Raw genomic sequence first — 18840 nt, forward strand, 5'->3', positions numbered from 1 at the left:
TTCTTATTCGGCGTGCGCCCGCGCCTTCGCGGGCATGATACGGAAGGCACGCCCCTCCTTCATCCACGTAGCTCGCTCGTCCCGCAACAGCGTGCGGCGAACCTTTCCGGAATCGTCGCGAGGCGGCACACGGACGATCTCGAAACTCTCGGGATGCTTGTAGCGGCTGAGCCTGTCTTTCAGAAAGTCCGCCATGCCGTCCGCAATCGCCTGACCGTCCGCGTTCGCCTCCGGCTCGATGATGGCGTGCACACGCTGGCCTAACTCCGGATCGGGCAAGCCCACCACCACGCAGGAACGTACGCCGGGACATTCGGAGACGGCGGCCTCGACCTCGGCAGGATAGATGTTGGCGCCACCGCGCAGCACCATGTCGGCGAGGCGGTCGCCGAGATAGAGATAGCCTTCGGCATCCAGCCTGCCGATATCGCCGAGCGATTCCCAGCCGTCGGCGCGACGCTTCGGCTCGGCGCCGAGATAGTGATAGGTGGCGTCCTTGCCGTCATTGTTGAGGAAATAGATCTCGCCGGTCTCCCCGGGCGCGACATCGTTGCCGTCCTCACCGATGATGCGGAGCTTCGCCGTCTCGCCGATCTTGCCGACCGAGCCCTTGTGCGCCAGCCACTCCGTGCCGGAGATGATGCAGGCGCCCTGCCGCTCGGTGCCGCCATAGAGCTCCCAGACCCGGTCAGCCCCGAGCCAGGCGATCCAGTTCTCCTTGAGCCAGGGCGGCATCGGCGCCGCCATGTGGAAGACGGTCTGCAGGCTCGACACGTCGTAAGCGTTGCGGACGTTCTCCGGCAGCGCCCAGATCCGGTGCATCATGGTCGGCACGAAATTGACCCATTGCACGCGCTCGCGCTCGATCTGCCGCAGCGTTTCCTCGGCGTCGAACTTGACGAGGCCGGTGAGCTTGCCGCCGCCGAACAGCGCGTAGTGCGACACAATGAACGGCGCATTGTGGTAGAGCGGACCGGGATTGAGCAGCGACGCACCGAGCGGGATGTTGAGCGGCAGCGGAAAAACGGTGTCGATCACCGCCGGATGGTGATCGAGGATCACCTTGGGACGGCCGGTCGAGCCGCCGCTGGTCATGGCCTTCCAGTAGCGCGCCACCGGCGGGTCGATCTGCTCATCGGAAAATCCTTCCGGCACGAAATCCGCCGGCAGCCGGTTCGATGCGTTCCAGTCGGCCTCGCCGCCGACCACCAGCGCCGGCTTGAGAATCTCGAGCACGGCTGCGGCTTCACCGCGCGGCAGCCGCCATGACAGCGAGGTCGGCGTCGCGCCGCATTTCCACACCGCAAACGTGGTCTCGAAGAACGCATTGCCGTTGGGCAATCCGATCGCGACGAAATCGCCGGGCTTGACGCCCTTCGCTGCAAATGCCCGCGCGCGCCGGTTGGCACCACGTTCGAGCTGGTCCCATGTCAATTGATCCTGCCCATGCTGGACGGCGATGGTGCCTTCGGGTTTGCGTTGCGCGTACCAGCGCGGCACATCGGACAAGGGCAGCAGCATCAGGCGTTTCCACTTCGTCTTCTTGGCGTCGCCTCAGGATGAGGCGCCCGCGGGACGAAGTGTAACAGCCGGAGCCGGACCTTCAAGGCGCAAGCCTTGAAAGCGCTCGCATCAGCGCTCTGCGCCGCAGCCCGGACTATCGAACAACGCCGCAAGGCCGCATTTCGAGGTCAGCATCTTATCGCCGTCATGGCCGACGCCGGCGACGTCCCACACCCGGTGATTGGGCGTGCCATGATTGCGCTTCGCCATTGCGTCCGCATAGGCATGGCCGCGGACGTAGCGGTTGGGGCCTTGCGCCTTCGCCATGCAGCTCTTGTCGAGCGCAGGATGCTCGGGATTGGTGTCGAGGGTACCGAGCAGATAAATCACCTCGCGCTCGACGTAACGCTGCTCGAGCGCAGCCGGTGTCGCATCCGCAAGATAGGGCGGGCGCTCGTCCATGCCGTATTTCCAATGGTTGTAACCCGGGCAGGACGCGGCAATCGCTGGCACCGGACGCTCACCACTGAAATAAGCATAAGACGAGGGATTGGAGACAACATAGCGGATTTCGATGTGCTGGCGCGACAGTGCCGCCTCGCCCTTGCCGGCGATAGCATAGCGCTGCGCGACCTGGCCGCCGCCGGAATGACCGGCGACCACGACCTGCTTCAGGTTCGGGAAGATGCGCCGGTCAGAAAGCTTTGCCAGGATCGCGTCGAGCGCCTCGAAGGAGGAGACCGGATTTGGCGCAAGCGCGGCATCGCCGCCCTCCCATCCTTCCAACGACCAGCGCAGCGTGTCCGCGGGCAGCTTGTGCGCTTCGATATCGACCTCTGCCAGAAACTGCGGCACGATCATGAGCGCGCTCTTGCCGTCGTCGCCGGCTGCGACCTGCGCGGTGTGAGCCGAGATGTAATATTCGTCGGCATTGCGCAGACGTCCGTGCAGCACAATGATCGCGCGCGAGATCGCCGGCAGCGGCATCGACCAGTCGCTGGAGAGATAGAGCGGCAATAGTCCCTGGCCGCCGACCGACAGCCGCGCATCGGCAACGACCTTCACCGGCTTGCGGTTCGGTGCATCCTCGTCCGCGGCGAGCGCGCGGCCGCAAACCAGCGCGAATGCGATTGCGGCGAGACACTTCAGCGCTCTCATGACGAATATTTCCCCTCTCATTCGAACCGATAAAACTTTAGACGCATCATGTGCCGCGCGGCTGTGACTCCCGCGCCACGTCAAGCAAAAAATGTCAGCAACCCGGCCATGAAATTCCCGGGTTCCACGGGTGACAAGTTGGCCATAATGGAGCAAAAATCAGGCCCGACTCAGTTGGAGTTGAGTTTTGCAGGGAATGCTCTCGTAGAATGTCGACCGTGTTTGCATCGCGTCGAGCGGCGCCGCTTCTCGTTGCCGCAGCAGGAGTTTTTCTGCTGACGTCGTTGCATGCCCACGCGCAATGGTGGAAGCGCGCCCCTGTCGACTTCGAGGAATGCGCCGACGCTGCCGAAAAATCCCCGACCAAGGCCGAAAAGACCTCAGCGCTCGCAGACTGCAACGCAAAATTCGCCGGCCGGCGCAAGGCGGGCGGCGGCTACACCTATTACGACTTCCTCCAGGATCGCACCTTCGATATCGCCGGGCCGAACCCGACGCCGGAGGAGCAGAAGAAGATCGACGAATCCTACACCGCCTATCTCGCCAATCAGCGCCGCAGCAATGAAGCGGCCCAGGCCACGGCACGGCAGCAGCGCGAGCAGCAGGAACAACAGGTGCGGCAGCTTCAGCAGGTCGCACTGCGAACCGAGGTCGAGCGTGTCCCCGTGCCCGTGGGACGGCCAAAGGTGCAGCAGGCCGCAGGTGCTCGACCGAAGGGCGCGCCCTGCACCAAGGGCTCGTTTTCCTGCGAATGGCCACGGCTGTCGGAGAGCCTGAGCGATTTGAAGAAGCTGTTCAGCCCGACGCCGAGCAAGCCGGCGAAGAAGGGCTGAGCTGCGACCGCAACCTCCGCTGTCGTCAGTTCGGATGCTTCTTTTTGCTGCGCTTCGGCGCGGTCACCGGAGCATCCGCTGGCGTCGTTGCCGTCTGCGAATTACCCAACGCCTTGCGGCTCTCCTGCAAGCGCGCGTCATAGCCGGGAGAGGTCATCACGGTCGGCGGCCGGGCGTGGGCCAGCGTCGACGCGCCGCAGAGTGCGGTCAGCGTGAGCACGGTCATCAAATAACGCCTCATCTCACATCTCCATCGCGCTCAAGCTACGCCCCGAATCTGTTGCGGTGAGAGCCCCGGCGGGCCGTTGCCGGCCGTCTCGGCCTCTTTGATCAGCGCAACAATGCGGCGCATCAGCGGCACGTCGACATTGTTCTGCTCGGCCAGCGCAATGACCGCGCCCTGGAGATAGTCGATCTCGGTCTTGCGGCCTTGCTTCAGATCCTGCCACATCGATGAGCGCGCCTCGGGATCGATCTTCATCGTCCGCCCCAGGATCGCGTTGAAGATCAGGTCGGGCAATCTCAGCAAGGTCGGCGTCCAGTTCGGCGGGACTGGCGTTGCCGAGGCCGGCGTGATGCCGGCCGCCTTGAGCGCCGCCAGACCTTCCGCCATCTGGTCGGCGAACAGTCTTCGCCAGTCGCGGTTCGCCAGTTGCGCGGCGAGCGGCATGTCGGACAGTGCGCTGAGTGCGTTGTTCAGGTTGATGATCAGCTTGCTCCATTGCACGCCGGCGATGTCGCGGCTTGCGCGCAGGTTAAGCCCGGGCACCGACAGTGCGGCAGCCGTGTTGCCGGCATCTTCGCTGACATGGATGTCGCCGGAGCTCGAGCGGTGGAAACGCCCTTCACCCATAGCGACCACATTGAACGGCACCATGCCGGCGAGCACGCGCCGGCCGCCGAGCCGCTCTTGCAGCACGGCGACATTGCCGACGCCGTTCTGCAACGACACGATGACGGCATCCTGGGGCGCGTGCTGCGCGATCTGGTCCGCGACATCAAGCGTGTCGGCGCTCTTGACCGTGACCAGCACAATGCCGGCGCTGTGGAAGATTGCGGGATCTTCCGACAGCGCGAGCCGACCCGCATCCAGCTTCTTCTCGGCGCCGTCGAAATCCGTCAGCCGCAGGCCGAACCGCTCGATCTCGGTCTTCACCCGCGGACGCACCAGCAGCGCGACCCGACGGTCGGCAGCCGCCAGCTGGCCTCCGACAAAACAGCCAATGGCGCCGGCACCGGCCACCACGATCGGTCGATCCGTAACCACCAGACCTTGCTCCCTGAATGACTGCCCTCAATAGCAGAGGCAGAAGCCGTCGCCCACCGCGCGGTTGCGACGCATCCGCCTTGTAACCGTCATGAGAGCCTCATATGTTTTTGCCGCGGGGGCTTTGTCACCGGCGAGAGCTCGCCGACGAGAACGCCAAAGGAGAGCACCATGGGTCTACTCGACGTCCTCAATGGCATGCAGAACGGTCCCCGCGGCCCGAGCACCCCGAGCTCACAGCAATCCTCCGGCGGCATGTCGCCGATGACCATGGCGATCCTCGGCCTGCTCGCCTGGAAGGCATTCAAGCATCTGACCGCAAGCCAGCCGGGCGCCGCGCCGCAGTCGGCGCCGGCACCTGTCCCCCCGCCGGCGAATGCGGGTACGGGCGGAGGTCTTGCCGGAGGACTTGGCGGTGCTCTCGGCGGGGGCGGCGGCCTCGGCGATGTCCTCAAGGGCGGCCTCGGCGGCCTGCTCGCGGGCGGTGCGGCGGGCACCGTGCTCAGCGGCGGCCTCGGCGATCTCCTCAACCAGCTCCAGCAGGGCGGCCACGGCGACACCGCAAGCACTTGGGTCGGCAAGGGCGAGAACAAGGCGATCGCGCCCGGCGATCTCGCCAACGCGCTCGGCGCCGACCAGATCCAGAGCCTGTCCGCCCAGAGCGGCCTGTCGCGCGACGAGCTGCTCTCCGGCCTCAGCCAGTATCTGCCGCAGGTGATCGACCATCTGACGCCGGATGGGCGGTTGCCGACCGAGGACGAGATCTCGGGACGAATTTAATCCAAATTGGATCTACGCGTACTCGGCAAGGGGAGCACTGACATGAGCATGGGCGGCCTGTTGTGGATCATCGTCGTCGGCTTCGTCGCCGGCCTCATCGCGCGTTTCCTGGCACCGGGACCGAACAACCCGAGCGGCTTCATCCTCACCACCATCCTCGGCATCGTCGGTGCGTTTCTGGCGACCTTCGTCGGCCAGGCCATCGGCCATTACGGTCCGGATCAAGGCGCGGGATTCATCATGGCCACGATCGGCGCGGTGGTGGTGCTGTTCATCTGGCACCGGCTGGTGGCGAGCGGCGTGATCAAGGGGTGATGGCGTAAGCTGTTGGATAGAGGCACGCCGCCTCCCCACACTCCGTCATTGCGAGGAGCTCTTGCGACGAAGCAATCCGTTGCCTTGGAGGCAGTCTGGATTGCTTCGCTTCGCTCGCAATGACGAGTCACGTAATCAAATGCATTCCCGCATCCATGCGCACGACCTCGCCGGTCATGTTGCTGGAGGCCGGCATCGCCAGGAAGCAGACCAGTTGCGCGATGTCCTCGGCGGATGAGGCGACCTTGAGCGGCACCTTCGCCACCACGCTGTCGCGCACCTGCTTGGCGCCGGCTTCGCCGCGGCCCTTGGTGAACCATGGCGTGTCGATATAGCCGGGGCATACCGTGTTGACGCGGATCAGCGGCGCCAGCGCACGCGACAGCGACAATGTCATGGTGTTGAGCGCGCCCTTGCTCGCGGCATAGGCGATCGACGAGCCGACACCGCTGATGCCGGCGACCGACGACACGTTGACGACGGCGGACGCACGCCCCGATGCCTTCGAGCCGGCTTCCAGCAAGGTGCGCGCCGCACGCACCATCTGGAACGGGCCGATCGTGTTGACACCGTAGAGACGCTGGAAATCTTCAGCTGACAATCCGTCGAGATCGGCATGGGCGACATGCTTGGTCGTGCCGGCGTTGTTGACGAGGACGTCGAGCCGGCCCCAACCGCTCGCGGCCGCAACGATTCTGCGGCAATCGTCATCCTTGGAGACGTCGCCCTGCGCGACCAGCACGTCCGCGGCGCCGGCCTTGCGGCAGAGCTCTGCCGTGGCCTCGGCTTCCTTCTGGCTCGAGGAATAGTTGATGACGAGCCGCGCCCCGCTGCGCGCGAGAATTTCCGCGGTCGCAGCACCAAGTCCGGATGCGGACCCCGTCACGATTGCGCACAAACTGTTCTTGGCCATCCGGATGTCCTTCCCCCTGATTGAATGTGGCGCCCTGTTTAGCGAGTTTGTCGCGCCCTGCAAATCGAGCAAACTCCGCTTAGCGGAATTAGTCCCGGCCGGGTCCTGCCCCCCATGCCGGCGCCGCAGATGGGCCTGCGATCAACGCTTGTCAGGACCATGGCTTTTTCGGATCATCGGGCGCAAGAAGAGATCGCGCGCCGCACCGACCGGGCAGGACGCGCCAATGGCAAAACACGGGGAACGCTGTGGCGGAGAGTGACAATATCGTCGTCGAGATCGCGGAGAAGATCTTCGCCGATCTCGCCGATCCGCAAACCATCAACAACGACAAGAAGAATTCGTGGCAGGCGCCATTGTGGCAGGCGTTGAGCGAAGCCGGCTTACCCTTGTCCTGGGTGCCCGACGATCTCGGCGGCTCCGGCGCGAGCCTTGCCGACGGTTTTGCCTTGCTGAACGCTGCCGGCCGTTTCGCGGTCGCAGTTCCCCTGGCCGAGACCATGCTCGCGGGCTGGCTGCTGGCGCAGGCGAATATCGCTTCGCCCGAAGGCGAGATGACGGTGCTGCCAGCCTCGCCGAAGGATCGCATCACGATTGATGCCGACGGCTTACTCTCGGGCCGCGCCCGCGGCGTGCCCTTTGCCAAAGCGGCGAAGCGTTTTGCAGTGCTCGCGCATGGCAAGGATAGTGTCTCGATCGCGCTGGTCGATGCGAGCAAGGGTCGGATCGAATCCGGCCTCAATGTCGGCTACGACCACAGCGATACCGTCACGCTCGACAAGGTCCAGGCCGTCACGATCAAGGCCGCGCCGAAAGGCGTTGACCAGACCACGCTGATGCTGATGGGGGGCGTCGCACGCAGCCTTCAGATCGCAGGTGCGCTGGAATCGATGCTCGGCATCTCCGTGCGCTACTCCAATGAGCGCGTCGCCTTCGAGAAGAAGATCTCGAAATTCCAGGCGGTGCAGCACAATCTCGCACGCCTCGCCGGCGAATCCGCAGCAGCCCTTGCGGCCGCAACCTCGGCCGCCGACGCCATCGCGAACGCCACGTCATTCAATGACGAGGTCTACCTCGAAGCCGCCTCGGCAAAGATCCGTTGCGCCGAAGCCGCGGAAAAAGGCGGCGGCATCGCGCATCAGGTCCACGGCGCGATCGGCTTCACGATCGAGCACATCCTGCACCGCTATTCGCTGCGGGCGCTGGCCTGGCGCGACGATTTCGGCTCGGAGAGCTACTGGGCGGTCGAGCTCGGCAAGCTCGTCGCCAGGCGCGGCGCCGACGAATTGTGGCCCCTCGTGGCGTCGCGCTGATCGGGAGACGAAACTCATGACCGCTGCCCTCCGTTTCGATCCGATCCGCCTGCCGCCCGAGTGCGAGCAACTGCGCAAGGAAGTGCGCGCCTTCCTCGCCGAAGAAATCGCCGCCGGCACCTTCAGTCCATTCAAGCCCAACCGCGAAGACACCGACGTGCCGGAATTTTCTCGCAAGGTCGGCGCCAAGGGCTGGCTCGGCATGACCTGGCCGAAGAAATATGGCGGCCAGGAGCGCTCCTTCCTCGAACGCTACGTGGTGACCGAGGAGATGCGCGTGGCGAATGCGCCGACGCGACGCTTCTTCGTTGCCGACCGCCAGAGCGGGCCGGTGCTGCTGAAGTACGCCCCCGAGCACATCAAGATGGAGATCCTGCCGCGCATCTGTCGCGGCGAGATCTGCTTCGCCATCGGCATGAGCGAGCCGAACTCCGGCTCCGACCTGTTCGCCGCGAAGACGCGCGCGACCAAGACCGACGGCGGCTATCTCATCAACGGGACCAAGATCTGGACCTCGTCGGCGCATATCGCCGACTACATGATCGCGATCTTCCGGACGTCGCCGCCGGCCAAGGAAAACCGCCGTCACGGCCTGACGCAGTTCCTGGTCAGGATGAAGCAGCCAGGCATTCAGGTGAACCCGATCGGCCAGATCACCGGCCAGTACGAGTTCAACGAGGTCGTCTTCACCGACTTCTTCGTGCCCGAGGATCACGTGCTCGGCGAGGTCGACGGCGCCTGGAAGCAGGCCACATCGGAGCTCGCCTATGAGCGTTCAGGCCCCGAGCGCTTCCTCGAGACCTATTACGTGCTGACCGAGCTGGTCCGCGCGGTCGGTCCCAATCCGGATACGCGCAGTGCCGAAGGCATCGGGCGACTGGTGGCGCAGCTCCACACCATGCGGCGCATGTCGGTCTCGGTCGCCGGCATGCTGCAGGCCGGCAAGGAGCCGGTGGTGGAAGCCTCCATCGTCAAGGACATCGGCACGGTCTGGGAGCAGCAGCTTCCGCATCGCGTGCGCGATCTCGCGGCGTTCGTCGAGGAGACCGCGACCAACCGCGAGACGCTGGAGCGACAGCTAGACTTCGCCATCAAGACCGCACCGAAACTCACCATCCAGGGCGGCACCACCGAGGTGCTGCGCGGCATCATCGCCCGCGGACTGGGCTTGCGCTAACTTTTCGAGGACATCATGAGCTCTTACAAAGATATCGGCGTCGAGAAGGTCGGGCACGTCGGCACGATCGAGATCCGCAGGCCGCCGCTCAACTTCTTCGACATCTCGTTGATCAACCAGATCGCAGACGCGCTCGATGAGTTCGATCGCGACATCGAGATCCGCGCCTCCGTTCTCTCGGCGCAAGGCAAGGCGTTCTGCGCCGGCGCCAATTTCGGTGATCCGGCGCGGCAGGCGCAGGAAGCTCGGGAGGCCGAGAAAAAGGCAAAGGGCGACCCCGCCGATAATCTCGGCCCGATCAACCATCTCTACATCCAGGCCGTGCGCATCTTCCGCGCCAAGAAGCCGATCGTCGCGGCGGTGCAGGGCGCGGCCATCGGTGGCGGCCTTGGACTTGCCGTGTCGGCGGACTTCCGCGTCACCTGCCCCGAAGCGCGCTTCTCCGCGAACTTCACCAAACTCGGCTTCCATCCCGGCTTCGGCCTGACGACGACGCTGCCCGAGCTGATCGGCAAGAACAATGCCGAGCTGATGTTCTACACCAGCCGCCGCGTCACCGGCGAAGAAGCCTACAAGTGGGGCCTCGCCAACGTGCTGGTGCCGCAGGACCAGGTCAAGGCGGAGGCGATGAAGCTCGCCGGCGAGATCGCCGAATGCTCCCCGCTCGGCCTGCTCTCCACCCGCGCCACGATGCGCGTCGGCCTCGCCGATCGCGTGATGGCGGCGACCAATCACGAGCTCGCCGAGCAGACCCGCCTGCGCGCGACGGAAGATTTCAAGGAAGGCGTGAAGGCCACGGAAGAGCGACGTGTGGCGAATTTCAGGGGGCGGTAACCTCTTTCTTCCTTCTCCCCTTGTGGGAGGAGGTGCCGCGAAGCGCGACGATCCTCACGGCTTCACGCGAAACGTCACCCCGCCCAGCAAGAACTCGTTCCCCGCAACCGCGAGCCCCTTTGCCTTTGCGGCATGCAGCACCTGGGCCGCATCAACCACCCGAAACTCCAGCGCGCTCATGATCTCGCTGGCACCCTTCACGAAACGAAAGGTCGCATTGGGCAGCTTAAGCTCAGCGCCATCAGCCGCAACACCGATGATCTTCCCCCAGTGCTCCGCCAACCCCCGCGGGTCCGGGCTCTGCATCTCCACCGCCGTCAGCGCCTGCGTCACATCCTTTCGGATAAAATTTTGCCAATCCGGCCCGGCCGGCGGATAGGGGCCCAGAATGTCGTCGCTGCCTTCGGTGTGGTTGAACTCGATGAAGGCAGCGCGGCAGTCGCGGGGGTGGAGCTGGACGCCGTGATAGGGCGCATGATCGATAACGTTGGCGGTGCGCACGCCGATCGCGTTGGCGTTACGCCCGCGCTCGTCCGGGTCGTTGCAGCAGAAGATCGCCATGTAGCCGCCGCGACCGCCGGTTTTCTCGATGAAGCGGCCGGCCGTGGTGCCATCCTTGAAGGGTGCGACGACCTCGAGCATGATCGTGTCGACCGGGAGCAATGCATTCTCCAGGCCGTATTTGGCGACGTTGCCGTCGCGGTAGCAGACGGCGAGGCCCATGATCCCGGCGATATCGGAGATGACAGGCGCGAGCTGCGGCGCGACGAGACAAATCTGCCGCAGACGCATATAGCGCGCCATCGTCATGCGCCCTTGAAGGCCGGCTTGCGCTTCTCGACGAAAGCCTTCGCGGCCTCCTTGTGATCCTCGGTGTCGCTGCAGCGAGTGTGATGGATGGCTTCACCGTCGAAGCAATCTTCCAGCGGCAGGTGCTCGGCATTGTTGATGTTGCGCTTGATGTAGCCGAGCGCGATCGACGGGCCCTGCGCCAGCGATAGCGCCAGCTCATGTGCGGCAGCGTCGATCTCGGCATCGGGCACGACCTTGGTCACCATGCCGATCGCATGCGCTTCCTTGGACGTGAGCACCGGCGACGTCAGATAGAGCTCACGCGCCCGCGCGCTGCCGAGCAGCTGGGTGAGAAAGTAGGTACCGCCGTAATCGCCGGAGAAACCGACCTTGGCGAAAGCGGTCGTGATCTTGCAGGACTCGGAGGCAACGCGCAGGTCGCACGACAGCGCCATGGAGAGGCCGGCACCGGCGGCGGCGCCATCGAGCTGCGCCACCACGGGCTTCGGCATCTGGTGCAGGATGCGCGAGACCTCCATGCCGCGGCGAAGGTTCGCCATCTTCACCTCGAACGGCAGCGGCGCGCGACCGGCCGCCATCGACTTGACATCGCCGCCGACGCAGAACGAACCGCCGGCTCCCTTGAACAGCACCGCCCGCACCTCGGGATCGTCGGCCGCGCGTCGCGCCGCCTCGACCAGACCGGCGACCATCTCGGGATTGAGCGCGTTCTTCCGCTCCGGACGGTTCATGGTGATGGTAAGCAGCCCGCCTTCGAGCTTCTGCAGGACCATGTCGTTCATGGGACGTCTCCCTTGTTGTTGTTTTGCTCGGTCATTCCGGGCGTTTGTCAGGCTATCGTTCCGGGGCTCGCGAAGCGAGAATCCGGAACCTCGAGATCCCGGGTTCGTGCTCACGCACGCCCCGGGATGACGCTTCGCGTCATTTCTTCACCAGCGGGCAGCGTGACTGCTCCAGCGACTGGAACGCTTCGCTGCCGGGCACGGTGGCAACCAGCTTGTAGTCGTCCCAGCGGCCCTTGGACTCCGACGGCTTCTTGACTTCGAACAGGTACATGTCGTGGATCATGCGGCCGTCCTCACGGATCTTGCCGTTCTTGGCGAAGAAGTCGTTGATCGGCGTGTCCTTCATCACCTTGATGACCGCGGCCGCATCGGTCGTGCCTGCCGCCTTCACCGCCTTCAGATAATGCATGACGGAGGAATAGACGCCGGCCTGCGCCGAGGTCGGCATCCGCTTGGTGCGCTCCATGAAGCGTTTCGACCACGCGCGGGTGTCGTCATTGAGATCCCAGTAGAAGGCTTCGGCCAGCAGCAGGCCCTGCGCGGTCTCGAGACCGATCGAGTCGATGTCTGAGACGAAAGCGAGCAGCGGCGAAACCTTCTGGCCGCCCTTGGTGATGCCGAATTCGGCCGCCTGCTTGATGGCGTTGACGGTGTCGCCGCCGGCGTTCGCGAGCCCGATCACCTTGGCTTTCGAGGCCTGCGCCTGCAGCAGGAACGATGAAAAGTCCGACGTGTTGAGCGGATGGCGCACGCTGCCGAGCACCTTGCCGCCGGTCTTCGTCACGACCGCGCTGGTGTCCTTCTCCAGGTCCTGGCCGAAGGCATAGTCGGCGGTGAGGAAGAACCAGGTGTCGAGGCCCGACTTCACGGCCGCAAGGCCGGTCACGTTGGCCTGGCCGTAGGTGTCGAACACATAGTGGATGGTGTAGGGACCGCAGGCTTCGTTGGTGAGACGGATCGAGCCCGGACCGTTGAACATGATGATCTTGTTGCGCGCCTTCGCGATCTCGCCGGCGGCAAGCGCGGTCGCGGAGGCCGCGACGTCGTAGATCATTTCGACGCCCTGATTGTCGAGCATGTCGCGGGCGAGGTTGGCGGACAGGTCGGCTTTGTTGAGATGGTCGGCCGCGATCACCTGGATCTTGCGCCCCAGCACCTCTCCGCCGAAATCTTCCACGGCCATCTTGGCCGCGGTCTCGCTGCCGGGGCCAGTGATGTCGGCATAGAGGCTCGACATGTCGAGGATGCCGCCGATCTTCAGAGGTGGCTTGTCCTGGGCCTGCGCAGCATTCGCGCCGAGGGCCAACGCGGCGGCAAAAATGCCCGACAGAATATGCTTCATTGAAGAAGACCTCCCTTGATTGCCCGACTCTGAATGGCGGCTTGATTATTGCTCTTGGCAATCGCTATTCGCGCAATCATGCCGCATGCGCAAGAGCGCAGCAAGCAGAAGCGCGATGCGCGTCTCTCACGACGATCTTATGTTTTCCGCAAAGCGGAATGGTGAGGTGCGGAGAAATGCCTCCACGTCATTGCGAGCGAAGCGAAGCAATCCAGAATCTTTCCGCGGCGACAGTCTGGATTGCTTCGCTGCGCTCGCAATGACGGAGTGTGAGGAAGCGCTTCGCGTCTCACCGCGCTTGAGTTAAGGTTGGCACACAAAGCAACCTCTCCGGGTCTCATGACGCAACGGCTTCATCTCATCATCGCATTTCTTGTCGTCGTGGGTCGTGCGGCGTTCGCCGCACCGTGCCAGTTCGAAACGCAGGGCGAAGGCCGCGTTGCGGGAATCGTCGATGCGCGCAGTGTGCGTCTCGACGATGGCCGCGAGATCCGCCTCACCGGCATCGAGGCGACATCGACAACGAAGCAAGCGCTGACGTCGTCGCTGGTCGGCCGCGACGTGACGCTGCGCAGCACCGACGACACACCCGACCGCTACGGCCGCCAGGGCGCGCTGGTGTTCATCGGCGAAAGCGACACCTCGATACAGGCCGTGCTGCTCGCCCAAGGCGACGCCCTCGTGTCGGCCGAAATCGCGGACAAGGCGTGCGCCACCGCCTTGATATCGTCAGAGGCCGAGGCGAGGCGCCAAAAAAAGGGCAGCTGGGCTGACCCGTCGGCCATAAAAAACGCGGAAAGTCCGGACGATATTTTGGCCGGGATCGGGCGCTTTATGGTGGTCGAGGGCAAAGTCCTGTCGGTCCGGCAAGCTGGGGCAATGACCTACCTCAACTTCGGACGGAGCTGGACACGCGGCTTTGCGGCGACTATTTCAAAGCGCAATCTGCCGGCGTTTGAAAGCGCCGGAATGCCCCTTAAGTCCCTGGAAAATAGACGTATTCGTGTCCGGGGCTGGGTTGAGGGAACGACGGGGCCGCGTATCGATGTGCTCCGGGTGGGACAGGTCGAGTTGCTGGGCGCAAACGAGCCTATTGGGGTAAGGCCTTAAACAAGGCCAGGCACGGGTTAAGCGACGTGAATGGGGTGCCAGAACAGCACAAAAAGGGCGAAGGACGCCGCCATCGGGCTGCGCCGGCCGCGCTTTGCCTCGTGCTGGGCGCCGCGCTCGCAGGCTGCGGCGATATGGGCCGGTTCCAGACCGCGGCGGCCCCCCCGACGGTCGCGTTGCCCAAGCCGAAGCCGGCCGTCGCCCAGACCCCCGCCACCGAGAAGGAGCACGAACGCATCCTGGCGAGCTATGGCGGCACCTATGACGACCCCAGGCTCGAATCACTGGTCAGCAAGACCGTCGACCGGCTCGTTGCCGCCTCCGACCGCCCCGACCAGGGCTACAAGGTCACCATCCTCAATTCCGGCGCCGTCAACGCCTTCGCGCTGCCGAACGGCCAGCTCTATGTCACCCGCGGCCTGCTTGCGCTCGCCAGTGACACCTCGGAATTGTCATCGGTGCTGAGCCACGAGATGGCGCATGTGCTGTCGAAGCACGCCGCAATGCGCGAGGACCAGGCGCGCCAGGCCGCGATCGTCACCCGTGTCGTCACCGACATGAGCAACGATCCCGATCTCACCGCGCTCGCACTCGCCAAGACCAAGCTCACCATGGCGAGCTTTTCGCGCAATCAGGAGTTCGAGGCCGACGGCATCGGCGTCGGCATCTCGGCCAAGGCGCATTTCGACCCGTATGGTGCTGCGCGTTTCCTCTCGGCGATGGAGCGCAATGCCGAGCTGAAGGCCGGCAAGAGCTCGCTCGATCCGCGCGCGCAGGATTTCACCTCGTCGCATCCGGCCACGCCCGAGCGGGTGCAGAATGCGCAGACCATCGCGCGGCAATATACGGCGCCCGAAGGCGGCGAGCGCGACCGCGAGAGTTATCTCGCCGCGATCGACAACCTCGTCTATGGCGAGGACCCCAGCGAAGGCTTTGTCCGCGGCCGGCGTTTCCTGCATCCAAAACTCGGCTTCACCTTCCAGGCGCCGGATAATTTCACGCTCGACAACACCGCGCAGGCTGTGATCGGCGTGCGCGAGGGCGGCTCGCAGGCAATGCGCTTCGACGTCGTGCGCGTGCCGGCCGAGCAGTCGCTCGGCGACTACCTCAATTCCGGCTGGATGGAAGGCGTCGAGAAGGCGTCCACCGAAGACATCACCATCAACGGCTTTCCGGCCGCGTCCGCCACCGCCAAGGGCGACCAGTGGCAGTTCAAGGTCTATGCGCTGCGCTTCGGCAGCGACGTCTATCGCTTCATCTTCGCCACGCGGCAGAAGTCGACCGAGAGCGAGCGCAATGCGCGCGAGACCGTCAATTCATTCCGCCGCCTGACCCTCGAAGAGATCCAGGCCGCGCGTCCGCTGCGCATCAAGGTCATCACCGTGCAGCCCGGCGACACCGTGGAATCGCTGTCCCACCGCATGGCCGGCATCGATCACCCGGCCGAACGATTTCGCGTGCTGAACGGCCTCGATCGCACCGCGCAGGTGAAGGTGCGTGACCGCGTAAAGATCGTGACGGATTGAGACGCGGCGCCTACTTCGCCTTTTCCTTCAAAAACGCGATGATATCGGCGCGATCCTGCGCATCCGGCACATCAAAGAACATCTTGGTTTCCGGGACCATGGCCTGCGGTCCGGTCAGCCATTTGTCGAGATTCTCCTCGGTCCAGACAATCCCCGAGCTCTTCAGATCGGGCGAGTAGTCGTAGCCGGGAACAGTGCCCGCCTTGCGCCCGACCACGCCCTTGTGCATCGGGCCGACGCCGTTCTCGGCGATCGAGTGACAGTCCGCGCAGCCCTTGTAGAGCGTCTGCCCGCGCGCGACATTGCCGGTCGCGCCGGCGGGGCCGGCTGCGCAGAGAAGCGCAATCGCGATAGCGGCGAGAGCCGGGCTTGTCGTGCTGCGCGGGAGGACGGAATTCGACCGGACGTTCATGTGATCTCCTGTTTGCGGCAGCAAACAGGATCGTCCGGGTCGAATTTTATTCCCGTCAGGTCGACGATTCGCCCGCGTCCATGTCACCCACCTCGCGCTGGCCGCTGAGCCAGAGCGCGAGCAGGGTCCAGAACGCGCCGGAGAGCAGATAGGCACCCGAGGCGATGACGCCGAGATTGGTGGCGAGCAGCAGCGCGACCAGCGGAGCGAATCCGGCGCCGAACAGCCAGGCCATATCCGAGGTCAGCGCGGATGCCGTGTAGCGATACATCTGCTTGAAGTTCGAGGCGATCGCGCCCGACGACTGGCCAAAGGACAGACCGAGCAGGATGAAGCCGATCACCATGTAGATGGTCTCGCCGAATGCACCGGCGTCGAGCAACTGCGGGGCGAAGCCGCTGTAGATCGCGATCGCGATCGCCGATCCCATCAGCAGCGACTTGCGGCCGACCCGGTCGGCGATGACGCCGGAGGCCACGATCGCGGCGACGCCGAACACGGCGGCGACGATCTCGATGATGAGGAAGCGCACCGGGCTTTCGCGGGTGAACAGGAACACCCAGGACAGCGGAAACACCGTGACCATGTGGAACAGCGCGAAGCTTGCGAGCGGCGCGAACGCACCGAGCATGATGTTGTGGCCTTCGCGCGCAACCGTGTCGGAGATGCGCGAGGGCTGCAGTTCGCGGGTTTCGAACAGCGATGCGTATTCCTCGGTCGTCACCATGCGCAGGCGCGCGAACAGCGCCACGACGTTGATGGCGAAGGCGACGAAGAACGGATAGCGCCAGCCCCAGTCGAAGAAATCGTCGGCCGAGAGGTTGCCGGCGAAATAGGCGAACAGCGCACTCGCCACGATCAGCCCGAGGGGTGCGCCGAGTTGCGGCACCATCGCGTACCAGCCGCGCTTGGAAGACGGCGCGTTCAGCGCCAGCAGCGAGGCCATCCCGTCCCAGGCACCACCCCAGGCCAGACCCTGCGCAATACGCGCCAGTGCCAGCAGCCAGATCGCGGCGACGCCGATGTCGTGATAGCCAGGCAGGAACGCGAGCGCCACGGTGGCGGTGCCGAGCAGGAACAGCGCCGAGACCAGCTTGGCCGTCTTGCCGTACTCGCGGTCGACCGTCATGAAAATGACGGTTCCGATCGGCCGGGCGATGAAGGCCAGCGCGAAGATCATGAAGGAATAGAGCGTGCCGGTCAGCTCGCTCGTGAACGGGAATACCAGGCGCGGGAACACGATCACCGAGGCGATCGCGTAGACGAAGAAGTCGAAGAACTCCGAGGTGCGGCCGATGATGACGCCGATGGCGATCTCACCGGGACTGGCCTGGTCGTGGCCATGCTCGCCCGAGTGGAGGTCTGCCATTGCGGGGGTCTGTGCCGTCGCCATGCGTGCGCCCTTAACGTCCTGAAAACCAAAGCCAACCGCCCGGCGGGACGCCAGGCAATCTGGCCTTGTTTGACCCAACATCCCGCACTGCAACATTGGACAAATTGTCCAATGTCCGGATTGCTGCGCCGCAGCTACCCCTTGGCTCCGCAAAGGAAACTCATTCTCAAAGGCTCGGCCCGTGTCCCGTCTCAAGATCCTGGCGCTGCTACCCCTGGCAGCTGCGCTCAGCGGCTGCAACTACGTCGTGCTGGCGCCAGCCGGCGATATCGCGGCGCAACAGCGCGACCTCGTCATCATCTCCACCGTCCTGATGCTCCTGATCGTCGTCCCCGTGATGGTGCTGACAGTGCTGTTCGCCTGGCGCTACCGCCAGTCCAACACCTCGGCCCGGTACGAGCCGGATTGGGACCACTCGACCAAGCTCGAGCTGGTGATCTGGTCGGCGCCGCTTCTGATCATCGTCTGCCTGGGCGCACTGACCTGGATGGGCACGCATCTGCTCGATCCCTATCGCAACATCGGCCGCATCCATGCGGAACGCGCCGTGGATCAGTCCAAGGCTCCGCTCGACGTCGATGTCGTCGCGCTCGACTGGAAGTGGCTCTTTATCTACCCCGACTACGGCATCGCCACCGTCAACGAGCTCGCCGCGCCGGTGGACCGCCCGATCAACTTCCACATCACCGCCTCCTCGGTGATGAACTCGTTCTACATCCCCGCACTCGCCGGACAGATCTACGCGATGCCGGGCATGGAGACGTCGCTCCATGCCGTGATCAACCACGCCGGTACCTACAAGGGCTTTTCGGCGAACTATAGCGGCGCCGGCTTCTCCGGCATGCACTTCAACTTCCAGGGCCTCGACGACAAGGGCTTTGACGCCTGGATCGCGCAGGCCAAATCAGCCGGCGGCTCGCTCGGCCGCGCCGAATATCTTCAGCTCGAGAAACCGAGCGAGAACGAGCCGGTGCGCCGCTGGGGCACGGTCGATGCCGATCTCTACCGCCTGATCCTCAACATGTGCGTCGAGACCGGCAAGATGTGCCAGAGCGAGATGATGGCGATCGACGCCAAGGGCGGTCTCGGCCATGAGGGCCTGAACAACATCCTGCCGCTGGCCTACGACAAGTACGCACGCCGTGGCACCGCCCTCGGGCCCGAGCCGACCTTCGTCGCCGGCACCTGCACGCCGGATGCGCCGCAGGGCCAGACGACGGCCGCGATCAAGGCGCCGCTCGACACCGCGCCACTCCTCGGTGCCGGCCTGAAGCGGCCGACTTTCGCGCCGCTGAAGTCCTCGTCCTTCTTCCTCGGACAACGTCCCAAGTCAGACTCCTGAAGTCAGACTCCTAAAGAGAGCTCG

The 18840-nt window shown here is 64.5% G+C and carries 19 protein-coding genes; 9 read left to right on the top strand and 10 right to left on the bottom strand.

What is annotated here, in order from left to right:
• Positions 1-3: 3 nt before the first annotated feature.
• Positions 4-1521, bottom strand: a complete 1518-nt coding sequence (locus tag JJC00_RS36185) for an AMP-binding protein (protein ID WP_200470489.1) — start codon at positions 1519-1521, stop codon at positions 4-6.
• Positions 1522-1632: 111 nt separating this feature from the next.
• Positions 1633-2661 (bottom strand): alpha/beta hydrolase, encoded by a 1029-nt coding sequence (locus JJC00_RS36190; RefSeq protein ID WP_200470490.1) that lies wholly within the window; start codon positions 2659-2661, stop codon positions 1633-1635.
• Between the two features lie 209 nt (positions 2662-2870).
• Between JJC00_RS36190 and JJC00_RS36195 the strand changes: the two genes are divergently transcribed.
• Positions 2871-3494 (top strand): hypothetical protein, encoded by a 624-nt coding sequence (locus JJC00_RS36195; RefSeq protein WP_200470491.1) that lies wholly within the window; start codon positions 2871-2873, stop codon positions 3492-3494.
• 25 nt (positions 3495-3519) lie between these two features.
• Here the strand turns inward: JJC00_RS36195 and JJC00_RS36200 are convergent, their stop codons facing one another.
• A complete protein-coding gene (locus JJC00_RS36200) occupies positions 3520-3735 on the bottom strand; it encodes a hypothetical protein (protein ID WP_200470492.1) in 216 nt (71 codons plus the stop codon).
• An 18-nt stretch (positions 3736-3753) separates the two neighbouring features.
• The gene (locus tag JJC00_RS36205) at positions 3754-4761 is read right to left on the bottom strand and encodes a 2-dehydropantoate 2-reductase (protein ID WP_200470493.1); all 1008 of its coding nucleotides are present in this window, start codon (positions 4759-4761) and stop codon (positions 3754-3756) included.
• A 171-nt stretch (positions 4762-4932) separates the two neighbouring features.
• Here JJC00_RS36205 and JJC00_RS36210 point away from each other — a divergent pair, with 171 nt between their 5' ends.
• Together JJC00_RS36210 and JJC00_RS36215 are read left to right on the top strand one after the other, a co-directional pair.
• Positions 4933-5541 (top strand): YidB family protein, encoded by a 609-nt coding sequence (locus tag JJC00_RS36210; protein ID WP_200470494.1) that lies wholly within the window; start codon positions 4933-4935, stop codon positions 5539-5541.
• Positions 5542-5583: 42 nt separating this feature from the next.
• Entirely contained in the window at positions 5584-5856 is a 273-nt protein-coding gene (locus tag JJC00_RS36215) for a GlsB/YeaQ/YmgE family stress response membrane protein (protein ID WP_200470495.1), read from the top strand.
• 127 nt (positions 5857-5983) lie between these two features.
• On the opposite strand, the gene JJC00_RS36220 is transcribed toward JJC00_RS36215, so the two are convergent.
• Positions 5984-6769 carry an SDR family NAD(P)-dependent oxidoreductase gene (locus JJC00_RS36220; protein WP_200470496.1) on the bottom strand — a complete coding sequence of 262 codons (786 nt, stop codon included), beginning with the start codon at positions 6767-6769 and terminating at the stop codon, positions 5984-5986.
• A gap of 248 nt (positions 6770-7017) precedes the next feature.
• On the opposite strand from JJC00_RS36220, the gene JJC00_RS36225 reads away from it, so the two are divergent.
• Genes JJC00_RS36225 through JJC00_RS36235 form a run of 3 tightly spaced genes read left to right on the top strand, consistent with a single transcriptional unit; the run spans position 7018 to position 10093 of the window.
• Entirely contained in the window at positions 7018-8082 is a 1065-nt protein-coding gene (locus JJC00_RS36225) for an acyl-CoA dehydrogenase family protein (protein WP_200470497.1), read from the top strand.
• Positions 8083-8098: 16 nt separating this feature from the next.
• Positions 8099-9259, top strand: coding sequence for an acyl-CoA dehydrogenase family protein (locus JJC00_RS36230; protein WP_200470498.1), 1161 nt, complete (start codon positions 8099-8101; stop codon positions 9257-9259).
• Between the two features lie 15 nt (positions 9260-9274).
• Positions 9275-10093, top strand: coding sequence for an enoyl-CoA hydratase/isomerase family protein (locus JJC00_RS36235; RefSeq protein ID WP_200470499.1), 819 nt, complete (start codon positions 9275-9277; stop codon positions 10091-10093).
• 54 nt (positions 10094-10147) lie between these two features.
• On the opposite strand, the gene JJC00_RS36240 is transcribed toward JJC00_RS36235, so the two are convergent.
• The 3 genes from JJC00_RS36240 to JJC00_RS36250 form a co-directional block, all read right to left on the bottom strand.
• Positions 10148-10897, bottom strand: coding sequence for a hypothetical protein (locus JJC00_RS36240; protein ID WP_200470500.1), 750 nt, complete (start codon positions 10895-10897; stop codon positions 10148-10150).
• Between the two features lie 2 nt (positions 10898-10899).
• Positions 10900-11688: an enoyl-CoA hydratase gene (locus JJC00_RS36245; RefSeq protein WP_200470501.1), complete on the bottom strand. Its 789-nt coding sequence runs from the start codon at positions 11686-11688 to the stop codon at positions 10900-10902.
• 139 nt (positions 11689-11827) lie between these two features.
• Positions 11828-13033, bottom strand: a complete 1206-nt coding sequence (locus JJC00_RS36250) for an ABC transporter substrate-binding protein (RefSeq protein WP_200470502.1) — start codon at positions 13031-13033, stop codon at positions 11828-11830.
• A gap of 309 nt (positions 13034-13342) precedes the next feature.
• Here JJC00_RS36250 and JJC00_RS36255 point away from each other — a divergent pair, with 309 nt between their 5' ends.
• Together JJC00_RS36255 and JJC00_RS36260 are read left to right on the top strand one after the other, a co-directional pair.
• Positions 13343-14143, top strand: a complete 801-nt coding sequence (locus JJC00_RS36255) for a thermonuclease family protein (RefSeq protein ID WP_200470503.1) — start codon at positions 13343-13345, stop codon at positions 14141-14143.
• Positions 14144-14277: 134 nt separating this feature from the next.
• Positions 14278-15669 carry a M48 family metalloprotease gene (locus tag JJC00_RS36260; protein WP_246774317.1) on the top strand — a complete coding sequence of 464 codons (1392 nt, stop codon included), beginning with the start codon at positions 14278-14280 and terminating at the stop codon, positions 15667-15669.
• Between the two features lie 10 nt (positions 15670-15679).
• Here the strand turns inward: JJC00_RS36260 and JJC00_RS36265 are convergent, their stop codons facing one another.
• Positions 15680-16081: a c-type cytochrome gene (locus JJC00_RS36265; protein WP_200470505.1), complete on the bottom strand. Its 402-nt coding sequence runs from the start codon at positions 16079-16081 to the stop codon at positions 15680-15682.
• A gap of 55 nt (positions 16082-16136) precedes the next feature.
• Positions 16137-17474 carry an MFS transporter gene (locus JJC00_RS36270; protein ID WP_200470506.1) on the bottom strand — a complete coding sequence of 446 codons (1338 nt, stop codon included), beginning with the start codon at positions 17472-17474 and terminating at the stop codon, positions 16137-16139.
• A 181-nt stretch (positions 17475-17655) separates the two neighbouring features.
• Here JJC00_RS36270 and cyoA point away from each other — a divergent pair, with 181 nt between their 5' ends.
• Positions 17656-18816 (top strand): ubiquinol oxidase subunit II, encoded by a 1161-nt coding sequence (gene cyoA / locus JJC00_RS36275; RefSeq protein WP_200470507.1) that lies wholly within the window; start codon positions 17656-17658, stop codon positions 18814-18816.
• Positions 18817-18840 lie beyond the last annotated feature (24 nt).

The sequence above is a fragment of the Bradyrhizobium diazoefficiens genome, from assembly GCF_016616885.1.
Classification (GTDB): Bacteria; Pseudomonadota; Alphaproteobacteria; order Rhizobiales; family Xanthobacteraceae; genus Bradyrhizobium; species Bradyrhizobium diazoefficiens_F.

Bases quoted from the DNA above. Each gene is read 5' to 3' on its own strand.
- JJC00_RS36185 (WP_200470489.1), bottom strand. From the start codon at position 1,521: ATGCTGCTGCCCTTGTCCGATGTGCCGCGCTGGTACGCGCAACGCAAA.
- JJC00_RS36190 (WP_200470490.1), bottom strand. From the start codon at position 2,661: ATGAGAGCGCTGAAGTGTCTCGCCGCAATCGCATTCGCGCTGGTTTGC.
- JJC00_RS36195 (WP_200470491.1), top strand. From the start codon at position 2,871: ATGTCGACCGTGTTTGCATCGCGTCGAGCGGCGCCGCTTCTCGTTGCC.
- JJC00_RS36200 (WP_200470492.1), bottom strand. From the start codon at position 3,735: ATGAGGCGTTATTTGATGACCGTGCTCACGCTGACCGCACTCTGCGGC.
- JJC00_RS36210 (WP_200470494.1), top strand. From the start codon at position 4,933: ATGGGTCTACTCGACGTCCTCAATGGCATGCAGAACGGTCCCCGCGGC.
- JJC00_RS36215 (WP_200470495.1), top strand. From the start codon at position 5,584: ATGAGCATGGGCGGCCTGTTGTGGATCATCGTCGTCGGCTTCGTCGCC.
- JJC00_RS36220 (WP_200470496.1), bottom strand. From the start codon at position 6,769: ATGGCCAAGAACAGTTTGTGCGCAATCGTGACGGGGTCCGCATCCGGA.
- JJC00_RS36230 (WP_200470498.1), top strand. From the start codon at position 8,099: ATGACCGCTGCCCTCCGTTTCGATCCGATCCGCCTGCCGCCCGAGTGC.
- JJC00_RS36235 (WP_200470499.1), top strand. From the start codon at position 9,275: ATGAGCTCTTACAAAGATATCGGCGTCGAGAAGGTCGGGCACGTCGGC.
- JJC00_RS36240 (WP_200470500.1), bottom strand. From the start codon at position 10,897: ATGGCGCGCTATATGCGTCTGCGGCAGATTTGTCTCGTCGCGCCGCAG.
- JJC00_RS36245 (WP_200470501.1), bottom strand. From the start codon at position 11,688: ATGAACGACATGGTCCTGCAGAAGCTCGAAGGCGGGCTGCTTACCATC.
- JJC00_RS36250 (WP_200470502.1), bottom strand. From the start codon at position 13,033: ATGAAGCATATTCTGTCGGGCATTTTTGCCGCCGCGTTGGCCCTCGGC.
- JJC00_RS36260 (WP_246774317.1), top strand. From the start codon at position 14,278: ATGGGCCGGTTCCAGACCGCGGCGGCCCCCCCGACGGTCGCGTTGCCC.
- JJC00_RS36265 (WP_200470505.1), bottom strand. From the start codon at position 16,081: ATGAACGTCCGGTCGAATTCCGTCCTCCCGCGCAGCACGACAAGCCCG.
- JJC00_RS36270 (WP_200470506.1), bottom strand. From the start codon at position 17,474: ATGGCGACGGCACAGACCCCCGCAATGGCAGACCTCCACTCGGGCGAG.